At 41.1% G+C, this 16,888-nt stretch carries 14 protein-coding genes and 2 tRNA genes; 15 read left to right on the forward strand and 1 reads right to left on the reverse strand.

Going from position 1 to position 16,888, the window contains the following annotated elements; translation table 11 throughout:
* Window positions 1-46: 46 nt before the first annotated feature.
* Entirely contained in the window at window positions 47-343 is a 297-nt protein-coding gene (gene yhbY, locus HWV03_RS03660; protein WP_211674116.1) for a ribosome assembly RNA-binding protein YhbY, read from the reverse strand.
* Window positions 344-457: 114 nt separating this feature from the next.
* Between yhbY and rlmE the strand changes: the two genes are divergently transcribed.
* The 15 genes from rlmE to nlpI all read left to right on the forward strand — a co-directional run bounded on the left by rlmE (window position 458) and on the right by nlpI (window position 16,843).
* A complete protein-coding gene (rlmE, locus tag HWV03_RS03665; RefSeq protein ID WP_211678503.1) occupies window positions 458-1,102 on the forward strand; it encodes a 23S rRNA (uridine(2552)-2'-O)-methyltransferase RlmE in 645 nt (214 codons plus the stop codon).
* Window positions 1,103-1,397: 295 nt separating this feature from the next.
* Window positions 1,398-3,311: an ATP-dependent zinc metalloprotease FtsH gene (gene ftsH / locus HWV03_RS03670; protein WP_211678504.1), complete on the forward strand. Its 1,914-nt coding sequence runs from the start codon at window positions 1,398-1,400 to the stop codon at window positions 3,309-3,311.
* 94 nt (window positions 3,312-3,405) lie between these two features.
* The gene (gene folP, locus HWV03_RS03675; RefSeq protein ID WP_211678505.1) at window positions 3,406-4,257 is read left to right on the forward strand and encodes a dihydropteroate synthase; all 852 of its coding nucleotides are present in this window, start codon (window positions 3,406-3,408) and stop codon (window positions 4,255-4,257) included.
* Window positions 4,258-4,359: 102 nt separating this feature from the next.
* Entirely contained in the window at window positions 4,360-5,694 is a 1,335-nt protein-coding gene (gene glmM, locus HWV03_RS03680; RefSeq protein WP_211678506.1) for a phosphoglucosamine mutase, read from the forward strand.
* A 249-nt stretch (window positions 5,695-5,943) separates the two neighbouring features.
* Entirely contained in the window at window positions 5,944-6,264 is a 321-nt protein-coding gene (secG, locus tag HWV03_RS03685; protein WP_211678507.1) for a preprotein translocase subunit SecG, read from the forward strand.
* Between the two features lie 7 nt (window positions 6,265-6,271).
* Window positions 6,272-6,358, forward strand: a tRNA-Leu gene (locus tag HWV03_RS03690).
* 217 nt (window positions 6,359-6,575) lie between these two features.
* Window positions 6,576-6,652 (forward strand) — tRNA-Met (locus tag HWV03_RS03695).
* Between the two features lie 239 nt (window positions 6,653-6,891).
* Window positions 6,892-7,350, forward strand: coding sequence for a ribosome maturation factor RimP (gene rimP, locus HWV03_RS03700; RefSeq protein ID WP_211674122.1), 459 nt, complete (start codon window positions 6,892-6,894; stop codon window positions 7,348-7,350).
* Between the two features lie 14 nt (window positions 7,351-7,364).
* Entirely contained in the window at window positions 7,365-8,864 is a 1,500-nt protein-coding gene (gene nusA, locus HWV03_RS03705; protein ID WP_211678508.1) for a transcription termination factor NusA, read from the forward strand.
* A gap of 26 nt (window positions 8,865-8,890) precedes the next feature.
* Window positions 8,891-11,584 (forward strand): translation initiation factor IF-2, encoded by a 2,694-nt coding sequence (gene infB / locus HWV03_RS03710; protein WP_211678509.1) that lies wholly within the window; start codon window positions 8,891-8,893, stop codon window positions 11,582-11,584.
* Between the two features lie 76 nt (window positions 11,585-11,660).
* A complete protein-coding gene (rbfA, locus tag HWV03_RS03715) occupies window positions 11,661-12,086 on the forward strand; it encodes a 30S ribosome-binding factor RbfA (protein ID WP_075477186.1) in 426 nt (141 codons plus the stop codon).
* Window positions 12,087-12,088: 2 nt separating this feature from the next.
* Window positions 12,089-13,054 carry a tRNA pseudouridine(55) synthase TruB gene (truB, locus tag HWV03_RS03720; RefSeq protein ID WP_211678510.1) on the forward strand — a complete coding sequence of 322 codons (966 nt, stop codon included), beginning with the start codon at window positions 12,089-12,091 and terminating at the stop codon, window positions 13,052-13,054.
* Between the two features lie 217 nt (window positions 13,055-13,271).
* The gene (rpsO, locus tag HWV03_RS03725; RefSeq protein WP_045111670.1) at window positions 13,272-13,541 is read left to right on the forward strand and encodes a 30S ribosomal protein S15; all 270 of its coding nucleotides are present in this window, start codon (window positions 13,272-13,274) and stop codon (window positions 13,539-13,541) included.
* Window positions 13,542-13,752: 211 nt separating this feature from the next.
* The gene (pnp, locus tag HWV03_RS03730; RefSeq protein WP_211678511.1) at window positions 13,753-15,870 is read left to right on the forward strand and encodes a polyribonucleotide nucleotidyltransferase; all 2,118 of its coding nucleotides are present in this window, start codon (window positions 13,753-13,755) and stop codon (window positions 15,868-15,870) included.
* Between the two features lie 82 nt (window positions 15,871-15,952).
* On the forward strand, window positions 15,953-16,843 hold the full coding sequence (nlpI, locus tag HWV03_RS03735) for a lipoprotein NlpI (protein WP_211678512.1): 891 nt from the start codon (window positions 15,953-15,955) through the stop codon (window positions 16,841-16,843).
* Window positions 16,844-16,888: the final 45 nt, after the last annotated feature.

Below are 16,888 nucleotides of genomic sequence, written 5' to 3' on the forward strand. Positions count from 1 at the left end.
ATAGTCGAGCTGGGATTCCTTGCCCAGCTGGATACTCATAAAGCTATTATTTTTTTGGCAGTATGATTTTCTTTTCATCACTTGTACGATAAATAACCAGTGTATGGCCAATACTTTGTACTTTTTCTGCGTTAGCTTCTTTTACAATGGTATCCATTACTAATGCTTTTTGGTCACGGTCTTCTGACGCAACTTTAATTTTGATTAATTCATGATGTGCTAGCGCTACTTCAATTTCAGCCATTACACCTTCTGTTAAGCCGTGTTGGCCTAGTAAGATGACAGGTTTTAATGAATGTGCTAAACCTTTTAGGTGTTGCTTTTGTTTGTTGCTTAATGCCATATTTTAAATTTCTTATTACTTAGGGTTGAAAAAGAGTAATTTTAGCTTCATCTTCATCTTAATACCATGCCATTATGGTAATGGTTTAAAAAAATATTATTAACAGGCTTTCAGATGACCCCGACACCGAAGAAAAAAAGTACCCAAAAGGGCAGTTCAAAGAATTGGCTGCAAGAGCATCACAACGATAAATATGTGAAAGATGCGAAGAAGCAAGGGTTGCGTTCACGTGCAACTTTTAAGCTTGAAGAAATTCAAGCAAAAGATAAATTATTAAAACCGGGTATGAATATTGTTGACCTTGGTGCAGCTCCAGGTGGTTGGTCACAATATGCGGTTAAACAATTAGGTGATAGAGGTCGTGTTATTGCTTGTGATATTTTAGCTATGGATCCAATTGCAGGCGTCGATTTCTTGCAAGGTGATTTCCGAGATGAAAAAGTATTATCAGCATTACTAGCTAAAGTCGGTGATGGTCAGATTGATGTAGTTATTTCTGATATGGCACCAAATATGAGTGGCAATATCGGTGTCGATCAGCCCGCTGCAATGTACTTGGTTGAACTTGCTCTCGAAATGTGTCGTGAAGTGCTTAAACCAAATGGCAGTTTTGCGGTTAAAGTATTTCAAGGTGAAGGCTTTGAGCAATTCATGAAAGATGTGCGTAGTATGTTTACTGTAGTTAAAACCAGAAAACCGGATTCATCACGTGCTCGTTCACGCGAAGTTTTCATTGTTGCGACAGGTTATAAAGGCTAAATTATTGTGACCTGTGACAAAAGTAATATCACTGCTGCTATTGAAGAATTAAATCAAGATTTGTCATCAATTAACATTTAATTATGTTAATAAATAGCCAAGTCTTGATATATTTGAGTAGACAGTAGAGAATATCTAAAGGGTTCTGCAGCCTTGCATTTTAATTGTAAGGACCACAGGATTAAAATTTAAAATGTAAGTTGTTGTTAAACTGTCTATATTTAGAATATATTGAGTGTATCAACTGTTTTTTTTCAGGGAACTTAAGACCCGGAGAGGCTAGATTTTGAGTGATATGGCAAAAAATCTGATTTTATGGCTGGTTATTGCAGTCGTATTAATGTCAGTATTTCAGAGTTTCGGACCAAATGAGAGTTCAAGTAATCAGTTAGATTACAGTTCATTTGTACAACAAGTTAGAAATAAACAAGTTAACGAAGTTAAGATCAACGGACGTACTATCCGTGGTGTTAGCCAAGGTGGACAGAAATTCGTTACTTTCTTACCAGCGGAAGATCCACAGCTATTAAATGATCTGCTAAACAATAACGTTAAAGTATTTGGTGAGCCTGAAGAGGAAGCAAGTTTATTGACTTCTATCTTCATCTCTTGGTTCCCAATGCTATTACTGATCGGTGTTTGGGTATTCTTCATGCGTCAAATGCAAGGTGGCGGCGGTAAAGGTGCTATGTCATTTGGCAAAAGTAAAGCACGCTTAATGAGTGAAGACCAAATTAAAACGACGTTTGCTGATGTTGCAGGCTGTGATGAAGCAAAAGAAGAAGTTGCTGAATTGGTTGATTACTTAAAAGACCCAAGTCGCTTCCAGAAATTGGGTGGTAAAATCCCAACCGGTATCTTATTGGTTGGTTCACCAGGTACAGGTAAAACATTACTTGCTAAGGCTATTGCTGGTGAAGCAAAAGTACCATTTTTCACTATTTCAGGTTCTGATTTCGTTGAAATGTTTGTGGGTGTGGGTGCATCTCGTGTGCGTGACATGTTTGAACAAGCGAAAAAATCATCACCTTGTATCATCTTTATCGATGAAATCGATGCTGTAGGCCGCAAACGTGGTTCTGGCATGGGTGGCGGTCACGATGAACGTGAACAAACGCTTAACCAAATGCTAGTTGAAATGGATGGCTTTGAAGGTAATGAAGGTATCATTGTTATTGCTGCGACGAACCGTCCAGACGTACTTGATCCTGCGCTATTACGTCCAGGCCGTTTTGATCGTCAGGTAACGGTTGGTCTTCCTGATATCCGTGGTCGTGAACAGATCTTAAAAGTGCATATGCGTAAAGTGCCAATTAGTGATGATGTTGAAACTGTACTTATTGCACGTGGTACCCCAGGTTTCTCAGGTGCTGAACTTGCTAACCTTGTTAACGAAGCAGCACTATTTGCAGCTCGTAGTAATAAACGTACAGTATCAATGGCTGAGTTTGAAAAAGCTAAAGATAAGATCTTAATGGGTGCTGAACGTAAGAGCATGTTAATGAGCGAAGAAGAGAAAACGATGACAGCGTACCATGAAGCTGGTCACGCAATCGTTGGTCGCTTAGTACCGGATCATGATCCAGTTTATAAAGTAAGTATCATTCCACGTGGTCGCGCACTAGGTGTCACTATGTACTTACCTGAGCAAGATCGTGTTAGTCATTCAAAACGTCATTTAGAAAGCATGATCTCAAGCCTTTACGGTGGTCGTATTGCTGAAGAAATCATCTTTGGTAAAGACAGTGTATCAACGGGCGCATCCAATGATATTGAACGTGCTACAGATATTTCTCGTAAAATGGTAACGCAATGGGGTCTATCTGAAAAATTAGGTCCGATGAAGTTTGCTGATGAGCAAGGTGAAATCTTCCTTGGTGGTGGTGGTACACAGGCTGCAAGTATGTCTGATGAGACCGCAAAACTGATTGATGATGAAATTCGTTATTTGGTTGAAAGTAACTATAAACGTTCGCATCAGCTGTTAACGGACAATATGGATATTCTTCATTCAATGAAAGATGCATTGATGAAGTATGAAACCATTGATGCCAAGCAAATTGATGATCTAATGGCACGTGTTGAAGTTCGCGCTCCAGCGGACTGGGGCGAAAGCTACGGTACTATTGATAGCGACAGTACTAAAGATGCTAAAAAAGAAACTAAAATAGATAATGAAGAAGATAGCAATAAAAAAGATACAGAATAAGCCTCGCTTACTCAGTATTACTTTATAGCTATTAATTCATGATAGAATAAACCTCGAGCGTAACTCGGGGTTTTTTTTTAGGGATAGGATGATAATGCAGTTAAACTTAGAGACCAATAGCAGTCGTGTTAAAATACTCGATCTAAGTAAACCAGTAGTCATGGGCATTTTAAATGTCACACCTGACTCATTTTCTGATGGCGGTCAGTATCACACTTTAGATGCAGCCTTTAAACAAGCACAACAAATGGTCGCTGATGGCGCTAAGATCATTGATATTGGCGGTGAATCTACGCGTCCTGGCGCCAGTGCTGTTAGCTTAGAAGAAGAGCTTGCCCGTGTTATTCCTATTATTAGACGCATATCAACAAATCTAGATGTGGTTATTTCTATCGATACCAGTAAGGCACAAGTGATGCGTGAAGCCATTGCTGCGGGTGCGCACATTATTAATGATGTGAGAGCACTGCAGCAAGAAGGTGCACTACAAGCTGCGGCAGAACTTGCTGTGCCTGTGTGTATTATGCACATGCAAGGCCAGCCAAGTACAATGCAAGATGCACCATCTTATCAAGATGTAACGGCAGAAGTGATCGCGTTTTTACAACAGCGAATCGGTGACTGTATTAATGCAGGCATTAAGCGTGAAAATATTATTCTCGACCCGGGCTTTGGTTTTGGTAAAACGCTAGAACAGAATTATCAATTACTCGCTGATACACCGCTATTTCATCAATTTGATTTACCCATTTTGATTGGTGTTTCACGAAAGTCGATGATAGGTAATTTATTGCAATGTGATGAGTCTCAGCGTTTAGCTGGCAGTCTTGCGTGTGCAAATAGTGCCGCTACAGATGGTGCCCATATATTTCGTGTGCATGATGTACGAGAGACTGCTGATACTTTAGCGATTGTCGCTCAGCTCAAAAAACATCGTGTGCGCTAATAAAATAACGAACGCTATATACAGTATATAGTTTTTCATTTTAAAAATAGAATATGGTTAAGTGTATCGCTGGACCAAAAATAAAAATATTAGGGATTAAATATGTCAAGAAAGTATTTTGGTACCGATGGTATTCGAGGTCTTGTAGGTGTAGCACCAATCACACCTGAGTTTGCACTTAAATTGGGCTGGGCTGCAGGTAAGGTACTTGCAAAGCAAGGGACAAGAAAAGTCCTCATCGGTAAAGATACCCGTATTTCTGGTTATATGTTGGAATGTGCTTTAGAAGCGGGTTTATCTGCTGCAGGGCTTGACGTCGCGTTTATGGGACCAATGCCGACGCCGGCGGTTGCTTATTTAACGCGTACATTCCGTGCTGAAGCGGGTATTGTGATCAGTGCATCACACAATCCATACCACGATAACGGTATTAAGTTCTTCTCTGCAAACGGTACTAAGCTACCGGATGACGTTGAACTAGCGATTGAAGCGCAATTAGACAAAGAATTAACCTGCGTTGAATCAGCTGAATTAGGTAAAGCAGTACGTATTGATGACGCAGCGGGTCGTTATATTGAATATTGTAAAGGTACATTCCCGCCTCGCGCAAGTTTAAAGGGGCTGAAAATTGTGTTGGATTGTGCCCATGGTGCAACTTACCATATCGCACCAAACGTATTTAGAGAGTTAGGCGCAGAGATCATTACAATCGGTGTCGAGCCAAATGGTTTGAACATTAATGATGGTTGTGGGGCAACGGCGCCTGAAGCATTGGCTGCACGTGTACTTGCTGAAAAAGCTGATTTAGGTGTCGCTTATGATGGTGATGGCGATCGTCTGATGATGGTTGATCATACTGGCTATGTGATTGATGGTGATGAAGTTCTTTACATTATTGCACGTGATGCACTGCGTAATGGCGTATTAAAAGGTGGTGTCGTTGGTACATTAATGGCGAATATGGGCTTAGAGCTAGCGCTTAAGTCTCTGGGTGTTCCATTTGCACGTAGTGCGGTTGGCGATCGCTATGTGGTTGAAATGATGCTTGAAAAAGGTTGGCGTATAGGTGGTGAAAATTCAGGCCATATTATTTCTCTGGATCACACCACAACAGGCGACGGCATTGTATCAAGCCTATTAGTATTAGCTGCACTGGTTAATAGTGGATTAACGCTGAAAGAATTACGCTCTGGTATGAGTAAATTCCCACAAGTATTAGTGAATGTTCGTTTTAGTGGTGATTCAGATCCACTATTAGCGGAGTCAGTACAACAGTCGGTAGCAGATGTTGAACAAGAACTTGCTGATCGTGGTCGTGTATTGTTACGTAAATCAGGTACTGAGCCACTTATCCGTGTGATGGTCGAAGGTGAAGATGAAACGCATGTATTAGCGCTTGCCAATAAAATTGCAGATGCCGTAAAAGCCACGTTTTAAACTCGCGTGAAGGGTAGTTTGAGGCTTATTTGTATACGGCAACTGGTGTTGTTTTGTGCTAAAGCCTTTTATTCATTGTTTTTTTAATAATCAGCTTGCAACTAAGGTGGAGGTTAGATAATATCTCCTCCGCTTTACCACTTAATGTTATTTAGTTACAAAGTGACTGTGTATGATTTAAGTGTCCCTTACCTCGGGTAAGGATGTTCGATAAAGCTATATTAAACCTTTTGAGATTTAGGTATTAAAATGTACGAAGTTATTATTGTTATTTACTTAATTGTTGCACTTGCAATCATTGGATTCGTTCTAATGCAGCAGGGCAAAGGCGCTGATATGGGTGCTAGCTTTGGTTCAGGTGGCTCAAATACAGTATTTGGTGCTAGCGGTTCAGGTAACTTTTTAACTCGCGCAACAGCAGTGCTTGCAATTGTGTTTTTTGCGTTAAGCCTAACGTTAGGTAACTTATCTACACAATCTAAGACTGATGTGATTTTAGATGCAGAGAAACCTGCAATCACAAGTGATGTGCCAGTAGCGCCAGTAAGCAATAGCGACATACCTCAATAAAGAATAAGCCGTGGTGGTGAAATTGGTAGACACGCCAGCTTGAGGGGCTGGTGTCCGAAAGGACGTGCGGGTTCAAGTCCCGCCCACGGCACCAAATAAGAAAAACCTTAGTAGCTGATACTAAGGTTTTTTTTTGCCTGGATTTTAATAAAAGATAGAGCTAAGCGGTTATTTTAATTCGTATATACGCTTTATTTAAAAATAATTTAGGTCTATTGATTACTACCGTTAAGCAGTTTCACTATTTAAGTGAATTTGGCCTTGCTTATTATAGTAGCAATAGCCTATAATCAGCGCAGTAAGATTGTTGTCGCGGGATGGAGCAGTTTGGTAGCTCGTCGGGCTCATAACCCGAAGGTCGTTGGTTCAAATCCGGCTCCCGCAACCATTTCTTATACCTGTTGATAAGGCTAGTCAACAGTGTGCAAATAGCATTACTTAAATTTAATTTTATCTCTGGTAAATGTAATTTACGTAATACTATTGGCTTCTTGCTTATTATTTATTTAATAAGCGCTGCGAAAGTGGCATACAAGGTCTAGTAGTAAGAAGCCCCGCCTTATAGTCGGGGCTTTTTATTTTTTAAATTACGGGCATATGCCCTTTTTTTGTTTTTAGGGGGTTGTTTTGGCGAGTTTAGAACAAACACTAACTGAATTGTTAGAACCAACAGTTGAAATGTTAGGTTTTGAACTTATTGGTATTGAGTTTACACGAGCGGGTAAACACTCAACATTACTTGTTTATATCGATCATGAAAACGGTATTTTTGTTGACGATTGCTCGAAAGTAAGTCACCAAGTTAGCGCTATCATGGATGTTGAAGATCCAATCAGTACAGAGTACTTCTTAGAAGTATCTTCACCTGGTATGGAACGTCCATTATTTAAAGTGTCACACTACCAAGAGTACTGTGGTTCTGAAATTAAAGCATTATTACGTATGGCTGTGAATGGTCGTCGTAAATTTAAAGGCGTAATCAAAAGTGTTGATGGTGAGATGATCACTGTGACAATTGATGGCAAAGACGAAGTCTTTGCGCACGCAAATATTCAAAAAGCAAATATTGTTCCAAAATTTGACTAACGAGGCGTTCGGGAATGAATAAAGAAATTCTGTTAGTTGTTGATGCAGTTTCTAACGAGAAAGCACTACCTCGTGAGAAAATTTTCGAAGCACTGGAAATTGCACTAGCAACAGCAACTAAAAAAAGATATGAAGGCGAAATCGAAGTTCGTGTTGAAATTGATCGTAAAACTGGTAATTTCGAGACGTTTCGTCGCTGGCTTGTAATTGATGATAAAGGTGAACCTCTAGAGAATCCTTTCGCAGAAATTACTCTGGATGCAGCTAAATATGACGATGAAACTATCGAGGTTGGTGGTTACATTGAAGATATAATTGATTCAGTTGTGTTTGACCGTGTAACAACGCAAACAGCTAAACAAGTGATCATTCAAAAAGTACGTGAAGCAGAACGTGATTTAATCGTTCAGCAATACGCTAAACATGAAGGTGAGCTAATCACTGGTTTAGTAAAACGTGCTAACCGTGAAACAGTCGTATTAGATCTGGGTAACAATGCTGAAGCAGTAATGTTCCGTGATGAGATGTTACCACGTGAATCATTCCGTACTGGCGACCGTATTAAAGGTTTACTGAAAGAAGTAAAACCTGAAGCGCGTGGCACACAGTTATTTATTAGCCGTGCTTGTAACGAAATGCTAATCGAATTATTCCGCGTAGAAGTGCCAGAATTCAACGAAGAGATGCTTGAACTAAAAGCAGCTGCTCGTGATCCAGGCTCTCGTGCTAAAATTGCGGTTAAATCGAACGACAAACGTATCGATCCTGTTGGTGCTTGTGTTGGTATGCGTGGCGCACGTGTACAAGCTGTATCAAGTGAATTAAACGGCGAGCGTGTTGATATTATCCTTTGGGATGATAACCCTGCTCAGTTTGTTATCAACGCAATGGCTCCTGCTGAAGTTGCTTCTATTATTGTTGATGAAGATCAGCATTCAATGGATATTGCTGTTGAACAAGATAACCTAGCGCAAGCAATTGGCCGTAACGGTCAAAACGTACGTTTAGCATCACAACTGACTGGTTGGGAACTAAATGTAATGACAGTTGCTGACGCGAATGAAAAACATCAAAAAGAAAACGATCGTCTGATGACAATCTTCACTGATAAATTAGATATCGATGAAGATATGGCTGAACTACTGATCGGAGAAGGCTTCTCGTCATTAGAAGAAATCGCTTACGTTCCTGTAAACGAATTCTTACAAATCGAGGGTTTTGATGAAGATCTAGTTGATGAATTACGTTCTCGTGCTAAAAATGCACTAACGATATCTGCACTCGCTGCAGAAGAATCACTAGAAGGTGCTGAACCAAGTGCAGACTTATTAGCGCTTGAAGGCTTAGAAAAGCACCTTGCTTACGTATTTGCAAGTATCGGAGTAACAACTCTGGAAGAACTAGCAGAACAAGGCATCGATGATTTAAGTGAAGTTGAAGAGTTAACGGATGAACGTGCGGGTGAATTAATTATGGCTGCACGTAATATTTGTTGGTTCAGTGATAGCGAATAATAACGCGAAGAGAGGGATCGAACTACATGGCAGATGTATCAATTACAAAATTGGCCGAAGATATCGGTACTACTGTTGATCGCCTAGTACAACAATTCTCTGATGCTGGCATAGCAAAAGCGAACGACAGTACGGTAACGGAAGGTGAAAAGCAGACACTACTGGTGCACTTAAGTGAGCAACATGGTAGTGATACGGCTGAACCTAGTCGCTTAACATTACAGCGCAAAACCAAAAGCACGCTTAGCGTCGCAAGCGGTGGCGGTAAGCAAAAATCAGTTGCAGTAGAAGTACGTAAAAAACGTACTTACGTTAAACGTACTACAGCTGAAGATGAAGCGAAATTAGCAGAAGAAAAAGCGGCGCAAGAAGCGGCTGAACTGAAAGCTCAGGCAGAAGCGAAAGCACAAGCAGAGGCAAAAGCAATCGCTGATGCTGAAGCAAAAGTAAAAGCTGACGCAGAAGCAAAAGTAAAACGTGATGCTGCAGAAGCAGCAAAACGTGAAACACAACAGAAAAATACTAAATCAAAAGAGGCAGATGATATGGCGAAGCGCGAAGCGGAAGCGTTGAAGCAGAAGCAAGAGCAGGAAGCCACTCGTAAAGCTGAGCTGGAAGCTCAACAAAAAACTGAAGAAGCACGTAAACTAGCAGAAGAGAATTCAGCACGTTGGGCTTCAGAAGATGCTGAACGTGAAAAGAAAGAGAAATCTGCAGATTACCATGTAACAACATCAACTCATGCACAAGCTGCAGAAGATGATGCAGATGCACGTTCAGAAAAGGGTGTTCGTAAGAAAAAACCTGCGGCACCAGCAGAAGTTGCAAAACCAGCGCCTAAAGGTAAAGGTAAAGCACGTAAAGCGAAAGGTCGTAAACCTGATAACCGTTATAGCCGTCATCAAGGTAAATCGGTTAACGCACCAGAAGCTATGCAACAAGGTTTTAATAAGCCTGTTGCTAAAGTTGAACGTGATGTTCGCATCGGTGAAACGGTCAGTGTTAGCGAACTAGCACAGAAAATGGCGATCAAAGCGACTGAAATCATCAAGTATATGATGAAGCAAGGTTCTATGGTTACTATTAACCAAGTACTTGACCAAGAAACTGCACAACTTATCGCAGAAGAAATGGGCCATAAAGTTATCTTGGTTAAAGAAAATGCACTTGAAGAAGCTGTATTAGCTGAAGCACAAGGTGAAGGTACTAAAGTTACTCGTGCACCAGTTGTTACTATCATGGGTCACGTAGACCACGGTAAAACATCACTTCTAGATTATATCCGTCGCGCTAAAGTTGCAGACGGTGAAGCCGGTGGTATTACTCAGCATATCGGTGCTTACCACGTTGAAACTGAAAACGGTATGATCTCTTTCCTTGATACTCCTGGACACGCGGCGTTTACGTCTATGCGTGCTCGTGGTGCTCAAGCGACAGATATCGTTGTGCTTGTTGTTGCGGCAGATGATGGTGTTATGCCACAGACTGTTGAAGCTATCCACCATGCGAAAGCAGCGGGTGTTCCACTGATCATTGCAGTGAACAAAATGGATAAAGAAGGTGCTGATCCGGATCGTGTTAAAAACGAACTTGCACAACATGACGTAATTCCAGAAGACTGGGGTGGCGAAAACATGTTTGTACACGTATCAGCTAAAGCTGGCATGGGTATTGATGAGCTACTTGAAGGTATCTTACTACAATCTGACATCTTAGAACTTGAAGCCGTTGCTACAGGTCCTGCTGCAGGTGTTGTAATCGAATCACGTCTTGATAAAGGTCGTGGTCCTGTTGCTACAGTACTTGTACAACAAGGTCAATTGAAGCGTGGCGATATCGTACTTTGTGGTCTTGAATATGGCCGTGTTCGTGCAATGCGTGATGAAAATGGTCAGCCAATCGAATGTGCGGGTCCTTCTATTCCAGTTGAGATCTTAGGTCTTTCAGGTGTACCTAAAGCGGGTGATGAAGCGACTGTAGTACGTGATGATAAGAAAGCACGTGAAGTTGCTCTTTACCGTCAAGGTAAATTCCGTGACGTTAAGCTGGCTCGTCAACAGAAATCTAAACTTGATAACATGTTTGCTAACATGGAAGCAGGTGAAGTTTCTGAATTGAATATCGTCCTTAAAGCAGATGTTCAAGGTTCACTTGAAGCACTTTGTGATTCGTTGGTTAAACTTTCAACTGATGAAGTTAAAGTTGCAATTATCGGACGTGGCGTTGGTGGTATTACTGAAACTGACGTAACACTTGCTGCTGCATCGAACGCTATCGTACTTGGTTTCAACGTACGTGCTGACGCAAAAGCGCGTGAAGTTGTAAGCAACGAAAGTGTTGATTTACGTTACTACAGCGTTATCTATGATTTGATTGATGAAGTTAAACAAGCGATGAGCGGTCTGCTTGCGCCTGAATTCCGTCAAGAAATCATTGGTCTTGCTGAAGTTCGTGATGTATTCAAATCACCTAAAATCGGCGCAATTGCTGGTTGTATGGTTACTGAAGGCATCATCAAACGTAGCGCTCCAATCCGTGTACTACGTGATAACATTGTTATCTACGAAGGTGAACTTGAATCACTACGTCGCTTTAAAGATGACGTACAAGAAGTTCGTATGGGTATGGAATGTGGTATCGGCGTTAAGAACTACAACGATGTTCGCGTTGGTGACCAAATTGAAGTATTCGAAACTGTTGAAATTAAACGTTCTCTGTAACGGTTAATAGCTCGGTTCGATTAAAATAACTTTATGGGGGCCTTAGGTCCCCATTTTCCTTTAGAGGAATTTAAAAATGGCAAAAGAATTCAGTCGTTCTCGTCGAGTTGCACAGCAACTACAACAAGAAATTGCGCGTATTTTACAACGTGAAGTTAAAGACCCACGTGTTGGTATGGTAACTGTATCAAGTATTGATCTGTCACGTGACCTTTCTTACGCAAAAGTGTATGTTACTTTCTTTAACATTGATAATGATGAAGAACGTATCAAAGAAGGCGTTGCAGCATTAGAAACGGCAAGTGGTTATATCCGCTCGTTAGTTGGCAGTGCAATGAAGTTACGAATTGTACCTGAACTACGTTTTATTTATGACAATACACTCGTTGAAGGTATGCGTCTTTCAAGTCTTGTAACTGAAGTACGTGCTAAAGATAAAAAACTGCAAGATGATTATGGCACTACGGCAGATGAAAAAGACGCTCCTGAAGGAGAGTCTTAGTCATGTCTGGACGTCGTCGTCGATGGAACGGCCGTGATGTACACGGTGTATTCTTGTTGGATAAACCGACAGGCATAAGCTCAAACGATGCATTACAGCGTGTAAAGAAGATTTTCTTTGCTGCTAAAGCGGGTCACACTGGTGCCTTAGATCCATTGGCTACTGGTATGTTACCGTTATGCTTTGGTGAAGCAACGAAGTTTTCACAATTCTTACTTGATTCAGATAAGCGTTACTTAGTAACTGCAAAGCTGGGTGAACGTACGGACACATCAGACTCTGATGGTGAAGTCGTGCAAACACGAGCTGTTAGCGTAAGCGATGCTGAATTATTGATCGCACTTGATACTTTCCGTGGTAACACAGAGCAAGTGCCTTCAATGTTTTCGGCATTAAAGCACGAAGGTAAACCCTTGTACTGGTATGCGCGTCAAGGCATCTTTATCGATCGTCCTGCACGTCCTATTACCGTTTTTGAACTTAAATTATTAAGTTATGAAAATGATGAAGTTAATCTAGAAATCCACGTGAGTAAGGGGACTTATATCCGTACTATCGTTGATGATTTGGGTGAGCTATTGGGCTGCGGTGCACACGTGAGTATGCTACGTCGTATCGGTGTTAGCGCTTATCCAGCAGACCGAATGATTACGTTTGAAAAGCTGGAAGAGATGGTAGAGCAAGCTAATGCAGACGGTGTTGAGCCGAAAGATGTGCTTGATCCATTATTACTACCACTTGATTCAGCGGTAAGTCATTTACCGGAAGCGAACATGAGCACAGAGACAGGTGATTTTGTATTACACGGGCAACCCGTTGTTGTACCTAATACTCCTGAATCAGGCTTAGTGCGTATGACGGTTGGTGGTGAGCGTACTTTCATTGGCGTTGGTAGTATCGATGACCAAGGTAGGGTCGCTCCTAAACGTATCGTTAATTACGAAACACAGGCTCGCGAACCAAAATAAATCCATTATTCAGATATGAGTCATGGGTGAGATAAAAGGCATTGTTACGTGAGTAATAGTGCCTTTTTTATACGACTTTTTATGCGTCATATTCGTTTGTAAATTGATCAGTGAAAATGATTGCAGGAATACACTGACCTCTGTATACTCCGCGGTTCTTCTTATAGCTGAACGAGTGGTCGGCTATAAGCTATTTATCTATATTGGAGACTCCACTATGTCACTAAACGCTGAAGCTAAAGCAGCTATCGTTGCAGATTTCGCACGCCAAGAAGGCGACACAGGTTCAACTGAAGTTCAAGTTGCACTACTAACTGCACAAATCAACCACCTTCAAGGTCACTTCAAGAAGCACATCCACGATCACCACAGCCGTCGTGGTCTATTACGTATGGTTGCTAGCCGTCGTAAACTTCTTGACTACCTAAAACGTACTGAGAATGCACGTTATGCAGATCTTATCGCACGTCTAGGTCTACGTCGTTAATCGACAATTAATTTGACGTCTACGGGCAACAAATTATAAAAAAGGAGCCAATTGGCTCCTTTTTGTTTTTAAATTTCCCTTCAAATTATTCCTACTTAGAATTATTTTTCAACTTATTTCACTATTTCCAATACTTACATTGCCCTTTAATTTTTTTATGCAGTATACTTAGCGACGAAATTAAAGAGACATTAAAGATTAAGGACAAAGAGTGAATCCTATCGTAAAATCGTTTAAGTATGGTGAACATACAGTTACATTAGAGACAGGTGTTATTGCACGTCAAGCAACAGCAGCTGTAATGGCAAGCATCGGTGATACTTCTGTTTTAGTAAGTGTTGTTGGTAAAAAACAAGCTGAAGCTGGTCGTGATTTCTTCCCGCTAACAGTGAACTACCAAGAACGTACTTACGCTGCAGGTAAGATCCCTGGTGGCTTCTTCAAACGTGAAGGCCGTCCAAGTGAAGGCGAGACTTTAACCTGTCGCCTTATCGACCGTCCAATCCGTCCACTATTTCCTGCTGGCTTCAAAAATGAAGTACAAGTAGTTGCTACTGTTGTATCTGTTAACCCTGAAATTCAACCTGATTTGGTTGCATTAATCGGTGTTTCAGCTGCATTAAGTATCTCTGGTATGCCATTCAATGGCCCAATTGGTGCTGCACGTATCGGTTTCCAAAATGACGAATACATTCTTAACCCATCAACATCTGAGTTAGCAGAAAGCCAACTAGACCTTGTTGTTGCAGGTACTGAAAATGCAGTACTTATGGTTGAGTCTGAAGCTGAAATTCTTAGCGAAGAACAAATGCTTGGCGCGGTAATGTACGGCCACGAGCAAATGCAAGTTGTTGTTGAAGCAATTAAAGAATTTGCAGCAGAAGTTAATACACCAAAATGGGAATGGACTGCACCAGTAGTAAACACTGAGCTTAAAGCGAAAATCGCAGAACTAGCATCAGGCGACCTTGCTGAAGCATACCAAATCCAAGAAAAAACTGAACGTTACGCTAAAGTTGGTGGCATCAAGTCAGCAGTAATCGCTAAACTTCAAGAAGAAAACGAAGAGCTAAACACGCGTGAAGCAGGTGATTTACTGAGTTCTTTAGAAAAGAACATCGTACGTAACCGTATTCTTGATGGCGAACCTCGTATTGATGGTCGTGATCCAGAAATGATCCGTGCGCTAAGCGTAATGACTGGCGTTCTACCACGTACACACGGTAGCTCACTATTCACACGTGGTGAAACTCAATCGTTAGTAACTGCAACATTAGGCACAGAACGTGATGCACAACGTATTGACAGTCTAACTGGCGAAACAGTTGACCGTTTCCTAATGCACTACAACTTCCCTCCTTACTGTGTTGGTGAAACTGGTATGGTAGGTTCGCCTAAACGTCGTGAAATCGGTCACGGTCGTCTAGCGAAACGTGGTGTTTTAGCGGTTATGCCTACTGCAGATGAATTCCCGTACACTGTACGTGTTGTATCTGAAATTACTGAATCTAACGGTTCAAGCTCAATGGCTTCTGTATGTGGTACTTCGTTAGCACTTATGGACGCAGGTGTGCCAATCAAGGCTTCTGTTGCGGGTATCGCAATGGGCCTAGTGCTTGATGGTGACCGTAGCGTAGTTCTTTCAGACATTCTTGGTGATGAAGATCACTTAGGTGACATGGACTTTAAAGTTGCTGGTTCAAATGGTGGTATCACTGCACTACAGATGGATATCAAAATTGAAGGTATCACTAAAGAGATCATGCAGAAAGCGCTTGTACAAGCAAAAGCTGCACGTCTACACATCTTAAGTGTTATGGATCAAGCTATCGCAACTAACCGTGATGACGTATCTGAATTCGCTCCGCGTATTCATACAATCAAAATCAACACGGACAAGATCAAAGACATCATCGGTAAAGGTGGCGCAACAATCCGTGCTCTTACTGAAGAAACTGGTACTACGATTGAAATCGAAGATGATGGTACAGTGAAAATTGCAGCGACAAGTGGCGAACAAGCACAAGCAGCAATCGAACGTATTCACCAACTAACAGCTGAAGTTGAAGTTGGTCAAATCTACGAAGGTAAAGTTGTACGTCTAGCTGACTTCGGCGCATTTGTTAACATCTTACCTGGTAAAGATGGCTTAGTTCATATCTCGCAAATTACGCAAGAACGTGTGAACAAAGTTGCAGATCACCTGTCTGTAGAACAAGTAGTTAAAGTTAAAGTTCTAGAAGTAGACCGTCAAGGTCGTATCCGTTTAAGTATTAAAGAAGCAATGGACGCTCCTGCAGCGCCTGCTGAGCAACCAGTTAGCGAATAACTTGTTGTTATATTTAGATTGATTATTTTAAGGAGCGTTGATACGCTCCTTTTTTATATCTGCAAAAATAAGTGGTTTAATTATGAAACGATGTCTTAGTTTATTTATTACTGCAGCCTTACTTTCTGGTTGTAGTTCATTATCGGGGTCTTTTTCGGCTGATGACCGCACGCCTTCTGAATTAATTCTCGCTGAACCACTACAAGTTAATTATCAAACCGAAATTATGCTAATGCGTTATAGCCAACTTATTCTTGATGCTAAAGATGATCGGGCTCGTCAAGCTCGTTATTTTTATGAGCGTGGTTTACTTGCTGATAGCATGGGGTTACGTTCACTGGCTCATGCTGACTTTCAGCGTGCATTAACATTACAGCCAAACTTTGTGCCTGCTTATAATTTTATTGGTTTGTATATGACGCAGACCGAGCAATTTGATGAAGCGTTTGATGCCTATGATTCAATCGCGGAATTAGAGCCTGAAAATAATTACGTATTACTTAATCGTGGCATCGCGTTGTATTATGGCGAACGTTATACATTAGCTGTAGATGACCTTATCAGTGCTTACGATGAAGCACCTAACGACCCATTTAGAACGTTGTGGTTGTATTACCCTGAATATCACATTAATGCAGAACAAGCGTTAAAATCAGTTAAATCACGTTATGACCAACACATTGATGATAGCTGGTCATGGAATATCGTCGCGCTCTATACGCAAGCGATAAATGAAACTCAATTGTTGGATAAATTACTTGATGGACTGGATAAGCACGAACGAACTTATAACCAAACATTGGCACATCGTTTAACGGAAGCTTACTTTTATTTGGGTAAATACAAGTTGTTAATGAATGACAAGAGTGCAGCAGAAAGCTATTTCAAATTAGCATTAAGTAATAATGTGTATGAATTTATCGAGCATGGTTATGCACGTTTAGAACTGGCAAGATTAGCAAGTAACCGCTAAGAAGATCTAATGTCCTCCCAGCTACCCCTTTGAAGTCAAAAGGGG

It is taken from the genome of Moritella sp. 36 (assembly GCF_018219415.1).
Taxonomy (GTDB): domain Bacteria; phylum Pseudomonadota; class Gammaproteobacteria; order Enterobacterales; family Moritellaceae; genus Moritella.

What these genes read in the sequence shown, in the direction of transcription:
- rlmE (WP_211678503.1), top strand. Translation starts at nt 458, where the DNA reads ATGACCCCGACACCGAAGAAAAAAAGTACCCAAAAGGGCAGTTCAAAG.
- rbfA (WP_075477186.1), top strand. Translation starts at nt 11,661, where the DNA reads ATGGCAAAAGAATTCAGTCGTTCTCGTCGAGTTGCACAGCAACTACAA.
- folP (WP_211678505.1), top strand. Translation starts at nt 3,406, where the DNA reads ATGCAGTTAAACTTAGAGACCAATAGCAGTCGTGTTAAAATACTCGAT.
- ftsH (WP_211678504.1), top strand. Translation starts at nt 1,398, where the DNA reads ATGGCAAAAAATCTGATTTTATGGCTGGTTATTGCAGTCGTATTAATG.
- nusA (WP_211678508.1), top strand. Translation starts at nt 7,365, where the DNA reads ATGAATAAAGAAATTCTGTTAGTTGTTGATGCAGTTTCTAACGAGAAA.
- glmM (WP_211678506.1), top strand. Translation starts at nt 4,360, where the DNA reads ATGTCAAGAAAGTATTTTGGTACCGATGGTATTCGAGGTCTTGTAGGT.
- rpsO (WP_045111670.1), top strand. Translation starts at nt 13,272, where the DNA reads ATGTCACTAAACGCTGAAGCTAAAGCAGCTATCGTTGCAGATTTCGCA.
- yhbY (WP_211674116.1), bottom strand. Translation starts at nt 343, where the DNA reads ATGGCATTAAGCAACAAACAAAAGCAACACCTAAAAGGTTTAGCACAT.
- truB (WP_211678510.1), top strand. Translation starts at nt 12,089, where the DNA reads ATGTCTGGACGTCGTCGTCGATGGAACGGCCGTGATGTACACGGTGTA.
- secG (WP_211678507.1), top strand. Translation starts at nt 5,944, where the DNA reads ATGTACGAAGTTATTATTGTTATTTACTTAATTGTTGCACTTGCAATC.
- infB (WP_211678509.1), top strand. Translation starts at nt 8,891, where the DNA reads ATGGCAGATGTATCAATTACAAAATTGGCCGAAGATATCGGTACTACT.
- nlpI (WP_211678512.1), top strand. Translation starts at nt 15,953, where the DNA reads ATGAAACGATGTCTTAGTTTATTTATTACTGCAGCCTTACTTTCTGGT.